The organism is Acinetobacter sp. BY419 (genome assembly GCF_019038395.1).
Taxonomy (GTDB): Bacteria; Pseudomonadota; Gammaproteobacteria; order Pseudomonadales; family Moraxellaceae; genus Acinetobacter.
On the sequence record NZ_JAGFXZ010000032.1, the window covers coordinates 17,459 to 33,893 of the forward strand.

Genomic DNA, 16,435 nt, shown 5'->3' on the forward strand with positions numbered 1-16,435 from the left:
AATTAAACTAAATAAAAGAAGTAATCTGCGGATTTTATTAAAAATAAAAAAAGGGTTGGTAGCGACCCATTGAATATGTTGAGTAATCAGACCCATGAATATAAAAAAATTATCCATTGTGGGAGCAGTTGTCGTAGCAATCCTGGTGGGTTACCTGATCTGGAAAAACATGAACCAGCCTGATACCGAGGGGCTGGTCAGCGGGAATGGACGGATTGAGGCGACTGAAGTCAATATCTCCAGTAAGTTTGCTGGCCAGCTTGAAGAAATTCTGGTGCGGGAAGGAGATTTTGTCGAGCCTGGCCAGATTTTGGCCCGAATTAAAGTGTCTACACTTGAAGCTCAGCTGCGCGAGATCCAAGCCCAGCAGCGTCAGGCCGAGGATGGTATTGCTACTGCAGAAGCTCAATTGGCGATGCGTAACAGTGAAAAATCAGCAGCCGAAGCGATGGTGTTGCAGCGTGAAACAGAACTCATTGCCGCAAAAAACCGTCTGGCACGTACAGAAATTCTAGCCAAGGAAGGCGCTTCTTCCAGGCAGCAGCTGGATGATGAGAGGGCAGATGCCAAGCGTGTGGCAGCAGTACTCAGTGCAGCCAAGGCACAAGTGGACAGCGCTGAAGGCGCTATCGTTGCGGCACGCAGCCAGGTATCGAGTGCACGCTCCCAGGTAGATGCCATCAAAGCGACTATTGAGCGGATCAATTTTGATATTGAGGATGCCCAGCTTAAGGCGCCTTTAAAAGCACGGGTGCAGTTTCTGGTCGCACAACCAGGCGAAATGATTGCGGCTGGGGGACGGGTCATGAACCTGATTGATCTGTCTGATGTCTATATGACGTTTTTCTTGCCGGAAACCGTGGCTGGCCGTATCGCAATCGGTACCGAAGTCCGGATTGTGCTGGATGTGGCCAAAAATTTGGTAATTCCTGCCCGGGTGTCTTTTGTTGCCGATACTGCCCAGTTCACTCCAAAAACAGTTGAGACTGAAAGTGAACGTCAAAAATTAATGTTTCGTGTCAAGGCGAAAATTGATCCAGACCTGCTGAAAAAACATATCCAGCAAGTCAAAACCGGTCTTCCGGGCGTGGCCTATATCAAACTTGATCCCAATATGCCTTGGCCCGAGTTTTTAAGAAATCAGGTTAAATCATGACGCCGCAATTTGATGCAGGAGCGGCAGTTGCCGACATCCAGCAGGTCAGCCTGAAATATGGAAAGACACAGGCTTTAAAGGATATTTCCCTGTTACTTCCTGCGGGTTGCATGATCGGACTGATCGGACCGGATGGCGTGGGGAAATCCAGTTTGCTGGCTTTACTGGCCGGTGCCAAGGTCGTTCAGGAGGGCCGACTAATCGTACTCGGTGGTGATATTGCTGACCCGAAGCATCGCAGAAAAGTTTGTCCGCATATTGCCTACATGCCCCAAGGTCTGGGCACCAACTTGTCCAAAACCCTGTCTGTGGAAGAAAATCTGCAGTTTGTCGGTCGCTTGTTTGGGCATAGTGCTGCAGAAATCCGTAAACGGATTGATGATCTGACCAAAAGTACAGGACTGCATGAATTTCTCGATCGCCCGGCAGGAAAATTGTCCGGAGGTATGAAACAGAAACTCGGCTTGTGCTGCTCCCTGATTCATGATCCGGATTTTCTGATTCTGGATGAACCCACCACAGGAGTCGATCCTCTGGCACGGGCACAGTTCTGGGAACTGATTAAACGCATCCGTCAGGTTCGTCCCCAGATGAGTGTGATTGTCGCCACTGCTTACATGGATGAAGCACAAGGCTTCGACTGGCTGGCGATGATGGATGAAGGCAAAATCCTGAAAACAGGAACTCCGCAAGAACTCTTGATACAGACAGAGAGTGATAACCTGGAAGATGCTTACATCAAGCTTTTACCGGAAGAAAAGAAACAGGGTTATAAACCTGTGGTGATTCCTCCTTTACCCGATTACGATTCGGAAGGTTATGCCTTGGAAGCGAAAGATCTGACTGTCAGGTTTGGTGATTTTACCGCAGTAGATCATGTCAATTTCCAGATCCGGCAGGGTGAAATCTTCGGTTTTCTGGGATCTAATGGCTGTGGTAAAACCACCACCATGAAAGTCCTGACCGGATTGCTCGAGGCTTCAGAAGGACAGGCCTGGCTGTTCGGCCAGCCCGTGGACGGTAGTAATGTCGATACTCGCCGGCGTGTGGGTTACATGTCCCAGTCTTTCTCTCTTTATAGTGAATTGACCATTACCCAGAACCTGGTACTTCACGCTAAATTGTTTCATGTGCCGGCTGAACAGATTGAGCCTCGTGTACAGCAGATGCTGCAGCGTTTTGACCTGAGCGAAGTGAAAAACAAGCTGCCTGATGACTTGCCGCTGGGTATCCGTCAGCGCCTGTCACTGGCCGTGGCACTGGTGCACAATCCGGAAATCCTGATTCTGGATGAACCGACTTCCGGGGTAGACCCGATCGCCCGGGATAATTTCTGGCGCTTTCTGATCTCCTTGTCCCGCAAGGACGGGGTCACCATCTTTATTTCAACGCACTTTATGAATGAAGCACAGCGCTGTGACCGGATTTCCCTGATGCATGCCGGCCGGGTTCTGGACAGTGCTGCACCCGCACAGCTGATCAAAAATAGGCAGGCTGCCACCCTGGAAGAAGCGTTCATTGGCTATCTGGTGGATGCCGGAGCAGCCAGCCAGACGCCGCCTGAACAGGAGATAGAAGGCAGTATTTCCAATGACCAGAAGGTGAAAGAAGAAACCAGGATATCCAGCCGATTTAGCCTGCAACGTATGCTCAGCTATGCGTGGCGTGAATCGCTGGAGCTGGCACGTGATCCGATACGTGCCACCATGGCGCTGGTCGGATCGATTATCCTGCTGTTTGTGATGGGTTTTGGGATCACTATGGACGTAGATGACCTGACCTTTGCTGTACTGGATCGTGACCAGAGTGGTCTTAGCCAGAATTACAGCATGAGCATTGCAGGTTCACGTTATTTTATTGAAAAGCCGCCGCTGCAAAACTATGAGGATCTGGATCAACGCATGCGAAGTGGCAATATTTCTTTGGCCATCGAGATTCCACCTGATTTTGCCCGGGATGTTTACCGCGGAGAAGACGTTAAAATTGGTGCCTGGATTGATGGTGCCATGCCACAACGTGCTGAAACAGTGAAAGGCTATGTACAGGGAATTCATACTCACTGGTTGATGCAGCAGGCATTAGAGCGAAGTGGATATAAAACCTCGAGTACCGTAAATATAGAAACCCGGTTCCGCTACAATCCCGACATCAAGAGCCTGCCTGCAATCGCACCGGCTGTATTTCCCCTATTAATTTTACTAATCCCTGCCATGCTGACAGCACTATCTGTAGTGCGGGAAAAAGAACTCGGTTCGATTGTTAATCTGTATGTTACTCCGGTGACCCGCAGTGAATTTTTGATTGGCAAGCAAATTCCTTATGTGGTGCTGGCCATGCTGAACTATTTTCTGATGTGCCTGATCATTGTGGTGATCTTTGATGTGCCGATCAAGGGCAGCTTCCTGACGCTGACCTTGGCATCCTTCCTGTTTATTATTTTTTCAACTGGTATGGGACTGCTGGCATCTTCATTGACCAAAAGCCAGATTGCCTCGATGTTTCTGGTGATGATCGGTACGCTTATTCCTGCGGTGCAGTTCGCCGGCATTGTCAATCCGGTTTCCTCTCTGGAGGGTTTTGGTCGCTGGTTTGGTGAAATCTATCCGACTACGCATATGGTGAATATCAGCCGGGGGGTGTTTAACAAGGCGTTGAGCTTTGATGCACTGCATCAGGATTTTTGGGTGATTCTGCTGTCGGTGCCTGTGATTATGGGTGCAGCAATTCTTGCCCTGAAAAAACAGGAGTCCTAGGATGGTCAGCCAGAAAATAAAGAATATCTATCTGCTCGGTTGCAAGGAACTGTGGAGCCTATGGCGTGATCCGGTCATGCTGATTCTGATTGTCTATACCTTTACTGTCGCCGTCTATACGGCTGCAACCGCTATGCCTGACAGTCTGAATATGGCACCAATCGCGATTGTGGATGAAGATCATTCAACCTTGTCGGAGCGGATCAGCTCGGCCTTTTATCCTCCCTATTTTCTGCCCCAGACCACTGAACTGAATTATATGGATGCCGGGATGGATGCCGGAGAATTTACCTTTGCCCTGAATATTCCGGTAAATTTTCAGGAAGATATACTAGCAGGGAGAGAGGCAACCATTCAGGTGAATGTTGATGCCACCCGGATGTCTCAGGCAATGGTCGGGGCGGGTTATATTCAGCAGATTATACTGTCCGAAGTCAATGAATATGTTCTACGTCACCGTGAAATAAGCACCATGCCGGTAGAATTGGAGATGCGGGCGCGTTTTAACCCTGCGCTTGACCAGAAGTGGTTTGGCAGTGTGATGCAAATCATCAATAACGTGGCAATGCTGTCGATTATTTTGACTGGAGCAGCATTAATCCGTGAACGTGAACACGGTACGGTAGAACATCTGATGGTCATGCCGGTCACCGTATTTGAAATTATGATGTCCAAAGTCTGGTCTATGAGCCTGGTGGTTTTGCTGGCAGCATTTTTAGGTTTGAAACTGGTGGTACAGATTGCCTTAAAGGTACCGATAGAAGGGAATCTGTGGCTGTTCTTCTTTGGGGCATTATTGACATTGTTTGCCACTACTTCGATGGGCATTTATTTGGCCACCATGTCCAAGTCGATGCCCCAGTTTGGCCTTCTGATGATGTTGACACTGATTCCGATGCAGATGCTATCTGGCGGGATGACGCCCAGGGAAAGCATGCCTGAAGTGCTGCAAAATATCATGCTGATTGCACCCACCACTCATTTTGTCGAGCTTGCTCAGGCCATTTTATATAGAAATGCGGGACTGAGTGTGGTCTGGCCGGCATTTCTCTGGCTCATTGGCATTGCCGTGGTGTTTTTCTATGTGGCATGGAAACGCTTTAAGGACACCATTCATACCATGACCTAACCACATATCGAACTTGGCCTATGCTGAAAAAGTATTTGCGAGGGCATAGATAGGCAAGCCGGTGTTTATAGAAATAGCTACTTGTACTTAGCCTTCTATTCCCATCCTGAATGAACGATTTCGAATCAGGTAGGGCTTGATGAAATAGTAGTGTAGAGGGAATGTCATTTTATAGAAAATAACGGATGAATCTAAAAAACAGCAATGAATATAGAATGGTGCGCCCTGCGGGACTCGAACCCACGCCGGTCGCTTAGGAGGCAACTGCTCTATCCGGTTAAGCTAAGGGCGCAAAATGTACGTTAATCTACTCCAAAAAGTGCAAAAAAAAAAGTTATTACCGAAGTAATAACTTTAAAAATCAGGAATAAGAAGATTTTTTTGTTAATTTTTTGAATGCAGCAGCTTAAACACGATATACATCACCAGCACCCAGACCGGAATCATATAAACAGATTCCTGGAAGCCTTGTGTCCACATGATGTAAAGGATAGTGGCAATAAAGGCCAATACCAGTAAATTGCTTGCAGGAGACCAAAGTGCAGGGAATGAGGTCTTCTGTCCTAACTTCTTCATGCTCTGAATAAATTTCAGATGGGTCAGACTGATCATGGCCCAGTTGAGTACAAGTGCACCGACCACAATATAAATCAGGTGACTTAAGGCATCTTCAGGTACGAAGTAATTGAGGAGTACACAGCCAAAAATCAGTACAGCAGAGAACAATACAGCAGGAATCGGCGTACCTTGTTTATTCACTTTCATGAACACTTTAGGTGCATTTCCTTGCTGAGCCAGACCGTAGAGCATACGGCTGTTGGCGTACATGCCGCTGTTATACACAGACAGCGCTGCAGTCAGGATAATAAAGTTGAGCAGATGTGCAGCCCAGTCGATGCCTAGCTGGCTGAAAATCATCACGAACGGGCTTTTGTCCAGACCGCCCAGTTCCAGCTGATTCCATGGTACCAGTGACAACAGAATGGTTAATGCACCGACATAGAAAACCAGAATACGAAAAACAACCTGATTAATCGCTTTCGGAATGGTTTTTTCCGGATTTTCAGCTTCTGCTGCAGCCATACCAATCAGTTCAATACCACCGAAGGCAAACATCAGGAAGGCCAGCATGTAGAATAAACCTTCAAAGCCATTCGGGAAGAAACCACCTGCGGTCCAAAGGTTGCTAAAAGATGCGGTAGATGAGGCATCTGCAGTCAGGATCAGATACAAGCCAAAGACAATCATCGAGATAACCGCAGTCACTTTAATGATTGAAAGCCAGAATTCCGATTCACCGTAGAATTTCACATTGCCGAGGTTGACCAGTGTAATCACGATAAAGAAAAACAGTACCGACGCCCAGGCTGGAATATGAGGCCACCAGTAGTGGATATATTTCGCAACAGCCGTGAGTTCGGTCATGGCCACCAGGATATATAAAATCCAGTAGTTCCAACCCGCAAGGAAACCGGGGAATTTGCCCCAGTATTTATAAGCAAAATGGCTGAATGAACCTGCTACCGGTTCATGAACAATCATCTCACCCAATTGACGCATGATTAAAAATGCAATCAAGCCACCAATGGCATAGCCCAAAATAATAGAAGGACCCGCAGATTGGATCACCTGTGCGGAACCTAAGAATAAGCCTGTGCCAATTGCACCGCCCATGGCGATCAATTGAATATGACGGTTCTTTAAGCCACGCTGAAGTTGTGAAGACTCGTTATTCAAAGTGTTCAGCCCGACAATGGAAAAATAAGTATAAAGATTGTAATGGATCAAAGATGAGAAGCCTAGAGCAAGGCCTTGAATGAAAGATTATTATTGCACTGATAAAAAAATAATTATAAAAACAAACTAAATAAAATATAAATGAATCAATATATTAATTTTATTGAAATTGTAACTGATGAGTTTTACGTTTTTTAAGCTGGACACAAGTGCTGTTTTTTTATACTTAGGTCGCGGCGCTGCACTTACTGGGCTTTAAACCGCTTATACTCTTTGTATAAGTATTCAATAACTTTTACCAAAACAAAGACAAGCCAGAGGATGAAATAATTCATGAGTTTTGCAGCCCAAATCAAGATTCCTGCAACCTATATGCGTGGAGGAACCAGTAAAGGCGTTTTTTTTAAGCTGGATGATCTACCACTGGCAGCACAACAGCCTGGCCGGATTCGTGATCAGCTTCTGCTGCGCGTGATTGGTAGTCCAGATCCTTATGGTAAACAGATTGATGGTATGGGCGGCGCAAGTTCAAGTACCAGTAAAACGGTTATCCTGTCCAAAAGCCAGCAAATTGATCATGATGTCGATTATCTATTTGGTCAGGTATCGATTGACCGCCCTTTTGTAGACTGGAGTGGTAACTGCGGTAATCTGACCGCAGCGGTAGGGGCATTTGCCATTTCTAATGGCCTGATCAATGCCTCACGTATTCCGGAAAATGGGCTGTGTACGGTTCGCATCTGGCAGGCCAATATTCAGAAAACCATTATTGCCCATGTGCCAATGCAAAATGGTCAAGTCCAGGAGCTGGGTGACTTTGAACTGGATGGGGTGACCTTTCCTGCAGCCGAAGTACAGATTGAGTTTCTGGATCCTGCCGATGATGATGCAGAAGGCGGTTCCATGTTTCCGACAGGTAATCTGGTTGATACACTGGAAGTCCCCAATATTGGCAGCTTTGAAGTCACCATGATTAATGCCGGTATTCCAACGGTATTTTTGAATGCTGGAGACTTGGGCTATAAGGGCACCGAGCTTCAGGATCATATTAATAATGATGTGGCCGCCCTGACAAAGTTTGAAACAATTCGTGCTTATGCTGCCAAGCAGATGGGATTGATTCAGGATATTACTGAAGCGGCTACTCGTCAGCATACTCCAAAAATCGCTTTTGTCGCTCCCTCCAAGACCTATACTTCATCAAGTGGCAAGGCTGTCACCGAATCAGATACCGATATTCTGGTTCGTGCTCTGTCCATGGGTAAACTGCATCATGCCATGATGGGTACCGCTGCTGTAGCCATTGGCACAGCGGCTGCCATTCCTGGAACATTGGTAAATCGGGTTGCAGGCGGAGTAGAGCGTGAAGCCGTGCGTTTCGGTCATCCTTCAGGTACTTTGCGAGTGGGTGCACAAGCAAGCCTGGAAAATGGTGAGTGGAAAGTGAAGAAAGCCATCATGAGTCGTAGTGCACGTGTATTGATGGAAGGCTGGGTACGCGTTCCTGAAGATGTCCTGCTCTAGACTGATCATCGGATCTAATCTTTAGCCTCAGTAAAACCACTGTCATGACAGTGGTTTTTTTATGGCTAGAATATATTGTGAGATCTACGTCAGCTTTAAAGCAATCCAAAGATTTAAAGCTGAAAATTCAAGACGATTGTAGGTACAATAGCGCTTATCAGGACAAGTGGCTCAAACTTGTTATTTTTATCTTTCCGGACTATGTATTCGAGGCAAATGTGTCATCTATTACTGACGTATCAATCCATGCATTGACTCAAGCACAACATCGTATTCAACAAGATTTACTGACAGCCTTAGATGCCTTTGCCATTCCTGAACCTTTAAAGTCGGCGGTGCACCATGCCGTGATGCTGGGAGGAAAGCGTGTTCGTCCAGCATTATGCTATGCCACAGCAGCACTAAAACCGAATCAAAATACAGCGGCAGTACGCCGTGCTGCGGTAGCCATCGAGTTTATTCATTGTTATTCACTGGCACATGATGATCTGCCGTGTATGGACAATGATTTGCTGCGCCGTGGTCAGCCGACCTGTCATGTGGCTTATGGCGAAGATACCGCACTTTTGGCAGGTGATATCCTGCAATCGATGGCTTTCGAAATTTTGGGTAGCCGTCTGTTTGATCAAGGTCCTGCTGTAGATGCTTCAATTATATTAAAACAGATGCAGATTCTGGCCACCGCTTCTTCGAAAATGGTGAATGGTCAGGTTTTAGATTTACAGTCAGAAGGCAAAAAAGTCGATCAGGAAGCACTGGAAACGATTCATCGCAATAAAACCGGTGCTTTGATTAGTGCCGCGATCATGATGGCTGCGGTTACCATTTTTGAAGGTACTGATCTAGCGATTCCAAAGTTGCGTGAATTTGGACAGGCGATTGGTCTGGCCTTCCAGGTACAGGATGATATTCTCGATATTATTTCCGATACCGAAGTGCTGGGTAAAACAGCCGGCAAGGATGAACAGGTAGAGAAATCGACCTATCCGGCCTTGATGGGGCTGGAACAGGCCAAAGCCTATGCCCAGCAATTACATGATCAGGCGATCAATGCCTTGAACCATTTTGAAGGTCAGGCAGAAGAGTTAATGCACATTACCCAGTTTCTGCTCACACGTAAAAGCTGATCAGGAAATCATCTTTCTAGAAGTTTAAAATACATGCATAAAAAAAGAGGACTTAAGGTCCTCTTTTTTACTTATACAGAATTATTTGCTTTCGTTATAGAGACGTTCAGCCTGTTCAAAACGGTCGGTAATTTCTGCTGTTGGTGCTTTACCCATGAGGCTCACCACCACAATCGCAAGCATTGAACAGATAAAACCGGGAACGATTTCATACAGTCCAGTTTCCGCGAACAGGTTCTTCCAGGAAATCACCACGACAGCACCAACGATCATACCCGCCAGGGCACCATTCAAGGTCATACGTTTCCAGAACAATGACAGGATAATCAGCGGACCAAAAGCGGCACCAAAACCTGCCCAGGCATAAGCGACCAGACCAAGTACTTTAGATTCAGGATTACCTGCCATCCAGATTGCCAGCAAGGCAATCAGCAGAACCATCAAACGGCCCACCCAGACCAGTTCTTTCTGCGAGGCATTTTTACGCAGGAACGATTTATAAAAATCTTCCGTCAAGGTACTTGAGCAGACCAGTAATTGACAGCTTAAAGTACTCATTACTGCGGCCAGAATGGCAGCAAGTACCACACCTGCAATCCATGGGTTAAACAGGATTTTGGTCAATTCCATAAATACTGTTTCAGGGTTGGCATTGACTACGCCTGCCAGTTCCGGATGCTGCTGGAAATAAGCAATACCAAAGAAGCCGGCTGCCACCGCACCACCCAGACATAGAATCATCCAGGTCATACCAATGCGGCGTGCATTTGGAATCGACTTGACCGAATCTGCGGCCATAAAGCGCACCAGAATATGCGGCTGACCAAAATAACCCAAACCCCAGGCCAGCAGGGAAATGATGGCCACAAAGCTGAGATCACCCAGGATGTTCATTGCTTGAGGACGAGCAGCCTCCAGTGCCAAAGTCACCTGTGACATATCTGAGAACGCCATCAACGTCACGATTGGAGTCAGTAACAGGGCAAAGATCATCAGACTGGCCTGAATGGTGTCGGTCCAGCTCACAGCCAGGAAGCCACCAATAAACACATAGCTGATGGTGGCAATGGCACTGATCCAGAGCGCGGTGCTGTAAGACATGCCAAACATGCTTTCGAACAGACGTGCACCTGCAACCATGCCAGAAGCACAGTAAATCGCAAAGAAAATCAGAATCACAAAAGCTGAAACAATACGCAGGATTTTCTTCTGGTCATTAAAGCGGTTAGAAAAATAATCTGGCAGGGTTAGGGCGTTGTGCTGAACTTCGGTATGTACCCGCAGACGGCCAGCAACCAGTAACCAATTTAGCCAGGCACCAATGATCAGTCCGATGGCAATCCACATTTCAGACAGGCCTGAAAGATAGATTGCACCGGGCAGGCCCATCAATAGCCAGCCACTCATGTCGGAAGCCCCTGCAGAAAGTGCAGTTACGAAACTCCCTAAACGTCGGCCCCCTAAGATGTAATCGGAAAAGTTGCTGGTCGCACGGTAAGCCATCAGGCCGATCACCACCATGGCGACAATATAAAAAAGAAAGGTGATTAAAGTTGGATTTAGGGAGCTCATACGGTATCCATTTTCGAGTTGGACAGTAATCGAATAAGGACTTATTTTGATGTTAGATGCTGTTGCGAAACACAGATCTGGCATCAAAGCCCAAAGGATTTCAAAAAATAACGCGAAATTTAAGCATAAATTCACAATTATTGCTGAGATTTTCCTACTCAAATGAAAAATAGGCAACATATCTGCTGCCTATTTGATTGAACTTATAAAGTTTCTACTTGAGAGGTCGGCCCATCACGCCACGAATCGTATTCAAGATATCTGCAGGTAAAACCACAGTTTTGGCATTTGGTGACTTGGCCATATCTTGTATGGCCTTGATATATTGCTCACCCAGTAAATACGCCACCGGAATCTCATTATTACCAATGGCAGAAGTCACCATGTCAATTGCACGTTGTGAAGATTCAGCCAGAACGACTTGAGCTTCGGCATCACGGCGGGATGCTTCCAGACGACCATCCGCTTCCAGAATCGCAGCCTGTTTTTCACCATCAGCCTTGGTTACAGTTGCACGGCGCTGACGTTCAGCAGCGGCCTGTTCTTCCATCGCAGTTTGCATAGTGACTGAAGGTTTAATATCCTGAATTTCAACTGTTTTTAGAGTAATGCCCCAGTCCGAGATGTCATCAGAAATACTGGATTTTAAACGTGCTTTAATATGATCACGTGAAGATAAAGCATCGTCCAGATCCATTTCACCGACAATCGAACGCAATGACGTTTGTACCAGGTTTTGAATTGCCCAAGAATAGTTTTCAATCCCGTAAACTGCTTTTTCCGGTGTGGTCAGATTGATATAGGCCACGGCATTCATCAGCAGAACCGCGTTATCACGGGTAATCACTTCCTGTGAGGGAATATCCAGAACGATATCTTTGGTTGTGACTTTATAGGCGACTTCATCTACATAGGGAATGACAAAATTCAGACCTGGATTCAGCGTCGTATGGTATTTACCCAGACGCTGTACGATCCATTTGTAGCCTTGCGGCACAAGCCGGACACCTTTAAAAATGGTAATTGCCACAAAGGCCAGAAACGCGATAACAATGATAGAACCACCAGACATAACTTATTCACCTTTTTCATTTTGATAATGAGTGCTGTGGGGTTGTACGACCAGATCATTCCCCAGGATATCCACGACGCGAACACGGTCACCGACCTGAACTGGATCCAGAGTACGGCACTCCCATTCATCTGAGCCCAAAACCGGCATTGGAAAGCGTACCCGGATTTGCCCATGATCCAGATTAATCTGAATGACCATGCCAATCTGGCCAATCGTCGCTTCACGCGACAGGCCAGCTTTGGTTTTATCGGTTGAAAGTGGCTTGATAAATTTAAACCATGCCAACGTACAAAGGACGGACAAAACAATCCAGGTCAGGATCTGGGTGGTCAGTCCCATCATCGGGAACATCCAGTATAAAATGCCCACCAAAATGGCGCCGATACCAAACCACAGGGCGGCAAATGCAGGCAGAAGTAATTCCGAAAGAATCAGCAAAACGCCTAATACAAACCAGTGCCAGGGTTCAGTAACAAATTCCATATCGTGACCTATATCGCTAAGTGTTTAATAAATCATCATCTTTATATGATTAACTCCAATGTAACAGATGCCCGTTCAGATGAATATAAAAAATTCGTACCTTAAAATTTCGCTGGACGTGCCGGCTTGAATGCGGCAGGTGACTGCTTGAAATCAGTAATTGCTTTCTGGATGGCACGAATTTTCAGCTGAGCTGCTTTTTCACCTTCGAGAATAGTTTCATTGCTGGCTTTTAAATCCAGTGTACCAATATGGCCGACTTTGGGCTGGATCACCACAGTAGCCTGATTGAGTTCCTCATTAATACTTTGCTGTCCCATAATATTCAGGGTCTGGTCCAGCACACCCCACATATTCAGGGCTTTATTGCCACCCGGACGGGCAGAAATATCCACGGCAATCACAATATCTGCTCCCATATCTTTGGCAGTCTTGACCGGGATCGGACTGACCAGGCCGCCATCGACATATTTAGTTCCGCCAATCACTGCCGGGACAAACACATTCGGGATACTGCAGGAAGCACGAACTGCCTGTCCGGCATTGCCTTTAATAAAATCTGCCTTGCGGCCAGTGTCCAGTCGGGTCGCTACCGCAGCAAAGCGGATAGGGAACTGTTCAATCGGTTTATTCGCCACATTTTTGTTGACGAAATCCTGCAGTTTTTGTCCGGCAATAATCCCTTGTCGATTTAAGGTTAAATCGCGGATATCCGATTCTTTAAAATTCAGGGCAATTTGCTGTAACTGATAAGGTGATTTGCCGCTGGCATACAGGCTGCCGACAAAACTGCCGGCGCTGGTGCCAGTGACAATTTTCGGTTTAATGCCGTGTGACTCCAGCACTTTAATGACACCAATGTGAGCAAAACCTTTAGCGCCGCCGCCGCCGAGGGCAAGGGCGACTACAGGCTCACGGGCTTGTATTGGTGTGGCAGGCGTCGGTGTTTTGGTGGCTTTGTCACAGGCTGCAAGACTTAAACCAAGACAGCCAATCAAGGCATAGCGGGCTAATTTCATTATAAAACTGGTGATTAAATCAACAAAATTCAGGCTATCACACCAAAAAAAGCCGTATTTGCCTAGTCTTTTTTCAAAAGCTTTTGTAACGGCTTGGCTATCCAGTCTGGGTTTTTGGCCGAGAGTTTTCCTTGATAATGCTGATAGATCTGTTCCAGGTCATGATCAAAATCACCGGTCAGATGGTAAACGCCTAAAATATGAATGGTCTTGATGTCGTAATCAAAGGAGAACATCACAATCGGCAAATGGGCTGCCTTGGCAATATGATAAAAACCGCTGCGGATTTTTTCCGGTGCCTTGCGTGAACCTTCTGGCGCCATCCCGACCCAGATCTGCGGCGATTTTTCAATAATCTCGACAATCTGTCGGGTATGGCCTTGTGGGGTATCACGTACTACTGGAACAACGCCGATCCATTTTAGAAGCGGTTTTAGCGGGGTACGAAACAGGCTATCTTTGCCAAAAATGGTAATCTGAATTCCCAAACCAAGCAGGGCATTAAAACCCAGCCAGGCATCAATATTGGAGGTATGCGGGGAAATAATCGCGACTGCTTTGGGCAAATCTGGAAATTCTCCTTCCAGACGCCAGCCTTGGGCCAAGAAAAGCTGCCTGAAAAAAGTCTGGCTCAGCTTGCTGCCACGGGCTGGTACATGCGGCGGGAGTTGGGGGAAACGGGTCTGGGTCATTGTTTTTGTCCCTTCCTGAAAATTATTTTTCTTTATTTTTGATCATATTAGACTGTTGTAAAATCCGGATCATTGGCAAAATGTATAGCATCTGAAATGCCGTTGCTGCACTTTTACCCTAAGGACCTGGCCTGAATATGCGGAATACCTATATTTTACTGTTTTCGCTGTATTGGGCACAGGGGCTTCCCGTCGGGTTTATGACTCATGCCCTGCCGGTCATTCTGCGGGCTGAAGGGGTATCACTGGCACATATCGGTGGCTTTGGCTTGCTGATGATACCGTGGTCGATCAAAATATTCTGGGCGCCTTTAGTCGATCGGCATGGATCGAGTGCCAAAGGTCATTACCGCAGCTGGATTATTCCCTTGCAATGGCTATCAGTTGCTGTATTGATTGGACTTTCTTTTCTGCCGATTCAGGCTTTAAACCAGCCCCTGTATCTACTGCTGTTTTTTATCATGCTTTTGCTGATGAATGGTATTGGGGCCACGCAGGATATTGCGACCGATGCACTGGCAGTCAATATTCTGAAAAATGAACAGCAACACTGGGGCAATACCTTTCAGGTGGTCGGTTCGCGTCTGGGATTCATTGTCGGAGGCGGGGCCATATTATGGCTGCTCGATCTGCTGCAATGGCAAAGTACCTTTCTGTTACTGGCTGCTCTGGTTTTTCTTAATACTTTACCCATTTTGGTTTTTAGAGAAGCTGAGCATTCAAAAATTACTGCGTCAGCTGATAAACGACCTGTATTCAGCAATATAAAAACCTATTTTCAATACTTCTGGTCAGATTTAACCTTGGCGAGGTGGCTTCTGGTTTTACTGACCTTTAAAATCACCGATGGTTTATCCGGGCCTTTATTAAAACCTTTAATGGTAGATCTCGGACTGAGCTTTAGCCAGATTGGCCTTTATGTCACCATGCTGGGAGCCATGGCTGCCTTGATTGGGGCCGCACTGGCCGGTTGGTGCCTGAAATACTGGTCGCGCAGCCGGAGTTTACTGATTTTCTCTGTTCTGAAAATCATGACTTTAATGGCTTATGCCTGGTTAGCTGCCCAGTATGAAATCCAAAACAAAGTAGAAAACTGGATCATTTATCTGATCAATGCCGCTGAAGACATGATCTCTGCCATGCTTTTGGTGGTCATGTTGACCTTGGTCATGCAATACAGTCGCAAGCATCTGGCCGGTACTGATTTTACCTTTCAGGTGGCGCTGATGGCCACAGTGAGTGGTGGGTTATATAGTCTGAGTGGGATATTAGGGGATTATTTGGGATATGCACAGTATTTAACATCCATTGTATGGATCAGCGTGTTTTTATTATGGCCTATCGTATTTTGGGGTAGAACAAAGCAAGACTCCTAATCATTGCAAAGCATCAATTAAAGCCGTATTAAAAACAAACAATTTATTTTAAAAGTGTCGTTAATACATATTTTAGCTAAAAGTATGAGATAAAAATGATTTCAAACTGAGTCGAAAATTGTTAAATTCCTGATGTTTTCATACGACTTGTTATGTACGCAGGGTTAAAAAACATAAATCCATTAAAATCTGTGACATGATAAGGATGATTTTTAACTATGCATATTGCATATTGTTCGCGAGTACTCTCGCGAGATAATAAAATAAGTCAATTTATAATTAAAGATATTCCACAAGGTTTAGATTTTAGTGGGAATCAGTGAGCTTTCAATGCCAATGAACGTTTGTTCAATATGGAGAATTTAATGAGTCAAGTTTTAACACGAAAGTTTTTAGCTAAGGGATTAGCAGTTGCAGTAACAACCTTGATGATGGGGACGGTTGCACATGCTGAAACACAAGAGCAAAAAGAAATTAAGCAGCTGCGTCAAGAAGTTGAAGCACTAAAAGCATTAGTAACACAGCAGCAACAAGTTCAGCAAACTCAAGCCGTACAGATTGAACAAGTTAAAGCAGCACCACAACCATCAGCAGCTGCACCGAAAGCGCTAAGTACAAAATCAGATACTGAAGTGAAGCTATATGGTTTTGTTCGTGGTGATGCGAACTATATCATTGAAGGTTCAGCAGGAGACTTCTCTGACGTTGCTAAAACCAATGGTCAAACCAGAGACAAGTTAGTCGCAACAGCAAAAACAACACGAGTTGGTTTAGATTTTAAAACCAGTGTTA

The 16,435-nt window shown here is 46.0% G+C and carries 12 protein-coding genes, 1 tRNA gene and 1 pseudogene; 7 read left to right on the forward strand and 7 right to left on the reverse strand.

Annotation, left to right across the window (positions count from 1 at the left end; translation table 11 throughout):
• The first annotated feature begins 94 nt into the window (after positions 1-94).
• Genes KUG37_RS11940 through KUG37_RS11950 form a run of 3 tightly spaced genes read left to right on the forward strand, consistent with a single transcriptional unit; the run spans position 95 to position 5,038 of the window.
• A complete protein-coding gene (locus KUG37_RS11940) occupies positions 95-1,156 on the forward strand; it encodes an HlyD family secretion protein (protein ID WP_216936880.1) in 1,062 nt (353 codons plus the stop codon).
• Positions 1,150-3,909, forward strand: coding sequence for a ribosome-associated ATPase/putative transporter RbbA (gene rbbA, locus KUG37_RS11945; protein WP_367947481.1), 2,760 nt, complete (start codon positions 1,150-1,152; stop codon positions 3,907-3,909). The genes KUG37_RS11940 and rbbA overlap by 7 nt, the downstream gene beginning before the upstream one ends.
• A 1-nt stretch (position 3,910) precedes the next feature.
• Positions 3,911-5,038, forward strand: a complete 1,128-nt coding sequence (locus KUG37_RS11950; protein WP_216936882.1) for an ABC transporter permease — start codon at positions 3,911-3,913, stop codon at positions 5,036-5,038.
• A gap of 216 nt (positions 5,039-5,254) precedes the next feature.
• Here the strand turns inward: KUG37_RS11950 and KUG37_RS11955 are convergent.
• Both KUG37_RS11955 and KUG37_RS11960 read right to left on the reverse strand, forming a co-directional pair.
• Positions 5,255-5,330, reverse strand: a tRNA-Arg gene (locus KUG37_RS11955).
• Between the two features lie 92 nt (positions 5,331-5,422).
• Positions 5,423-6,775 (reverse strand): amino acid permease, encoded by a 1,353-nt coding sequence (locus KUG37_RS11960; RefSeq protein ID WP_216936883.1) that lies wholly within the window; start codon positions 6,773-6,775, stop codon positions 5,423-5,425.
• A 333-nt stretch (positions 6,776-7,108) separates the two neighbouring features.
• Between KUG37_RS11960 and prpF the strand changes: the two genes are divergently transcribed.
• On the forward strand, positions 7,109-8,299 hold the full coding sequence (prpF, locus tag KUG37_RS11965) for a 2-methylaconitate cis-trans isomerase PrpF (protein ID WP_216936884.1): 1,191 nt from the start codon (positions 7,109-7,111) through the stop codon (positions 8,297-8,299).
• Between the two features lie 218 nt (positions 8,300-8,517).
• On the forward strand, positions 8,518-9,426 hold the full coding sequence (locus KUG37_RS11970) for a farnesyl diphosphate synthase (RefSeq protein ID WP_216936890.1): 909 nt from the start codon (positions 8,518-8,520) through the stop codon (positions 9,424-9,426).
• Between the two features lie 81 nt (positions 9,427-9,507).
• Here the strand turns inward: KUG37_RS11970 and putP are convergent, their stop codons facing one another.
• From putP to KUG37_RS11995, 5 genes are all read right to left on the reverse strand, one after another.
• Positions 9,508-10,998 (reverse strand): sodium/proline symporter PutP, encoded by a 1,491-nt coding sequence (gene putP, locus KUG37_RS11975; RefSeq protein ID WP_216936885.1) that lies wholly within the window; start codon positions 10,996-10,998, stop codon positions 9,508-9,510.
• Between the two features lie 214 nt (positions 10,999-11,212).
• Positions 11,213-12,070, reverse strand: a complete 858-nt coding sequence (locus KUG37_RS11980; RefSeq protein WP_216936886.1) for an SPFH domain-containing protein — start codon at positions 12,068-12,070, stop codon at positions 11,213-11,215.
• Between the two features lie 3 nt (positions 12,071-12,073).
• Positions 12,074-12,556: an NfeD family protein gene (locus KUG37_RS11985; RefSeq protein WP_216936887.1), complete on the reverse strand. Its 483-nt coding sequence runs from the start codon at positions 12,554-12,556 to the stop codon at positions 12,074-12,076.
• Between the two features lie 101 nt (positions 12,557-12,657).
• Positions 12,658-13,575 carry a patatin-like phospholipase family protein gene (locus tag KUG37_RS11990; RefSeq protein ID WP_216936888.1) on the reverse strand — a complete coding sequence of 306 codons (918 nt, stop codon included), beginning with the start codon at positions 13,573-13,575 and terminating at the stop codon, positions 12,658-12,660.
• Positions 13,576-13,637: 62 nt separating this feature from the next.
• Positions 13,638-14,267 (reverse strand): 1-acyl-sn-glycerol-3-phosphate acyltransferase, encoded by a 630-nt coding sequence (locus KUG37_RS11995; protein ID WP_216940470.1) that lies wholly within the window; start codon positions 14,265-14,267, stop codon positions 13,638-13,640.
• 137 nt (positions 14,268-14,404) lie between these two features.
• Here KUG37_RS11995 and KUG37_RS12000 point away from each other — a divergent pair, with 137 nt between their 5' ends.
• Together KUG37_RS12000 and KUG37_RS12005 are read left to right on the forward strand one after the other, a co-directional pair.
• Complete coding sequence (locus KUG37_RS12000) at positions 14,405-15,643, forward strand: MFS transporter (protein ID WP_216940471.1); 1,239 nt, start codon at positions 14,405-14,407, stop codon at positions 15,641-15,643.
• Between the two features lie 365 nt (positions 15,644-16,008).
• Positions 16,009-16,435 (forward strand): annotated as a pseudogene (locus KUG37_RS12005) (DcaP-like protein); the annotation flags it as partial.

Coding starts and splice junctions, on each gene's coding strand:
- KUG37_RS12000 (WP_216940471.1), top strand. CDS start 14,405: ATGCGGAATACCTATATTTTACTGTTTTCGCTGTATTGGGCACAGGGG.
- prpF (WP_216936884.1), top strand. CDS start 7,109: ATGAGTTTTGCAGCCCAAATCAAGATTCCTGCAACCTATATGCGTGGA.
- putP (WP_216936885.1), bottom strand. CDS start 10,998: ATGAGCTCCCTAAATCCAACTTTAATCACCTTTCTTTTTTATATTGTC.
- KUG37_RS11985 (WP_216936887.1), bottom strand. CDS start 12,556: ATGGAATTTGTTACTGAACCCTGGCACTGGTTTGTATTAGGCGTTTTG.
- KUG37_RS11940 (WP_216936880.1), top strand. CDS start 95: ATGAATATAAAAAAATTATCCATTGTGGGAGCAGTTGTCGTAGCAATC.
- KUG37_RS11995 (WP_216940470.1), bottom strand. CDS start 14,267: ATGACCCAGACCCGTTTCCCCCAACTCCCGCCGCATGTACCAGCCCGT.
- KUG37_RS11980 (WP_216936886.1), bottom strand. CDS start 12,070: ATGTCTGGTGGTTCTATCATTGTTATCGCGTTTCTGGCCTTTGTGGCA.
- KUG37_RS11990 (WP_216936888.1), bottom strand. CDS start 13,575: ATGAAATTAGCCCGCTATGCCTTGATTGGCTGTCTTGGTTTAAGTCTT.
- KUG37_RS11950 (WP_216936882.1), top strand. CDS start 3,911: ATGGTCAGCCAGAAAATAAAGAATATCTATCTGCTCGGTTGCAAGGAA.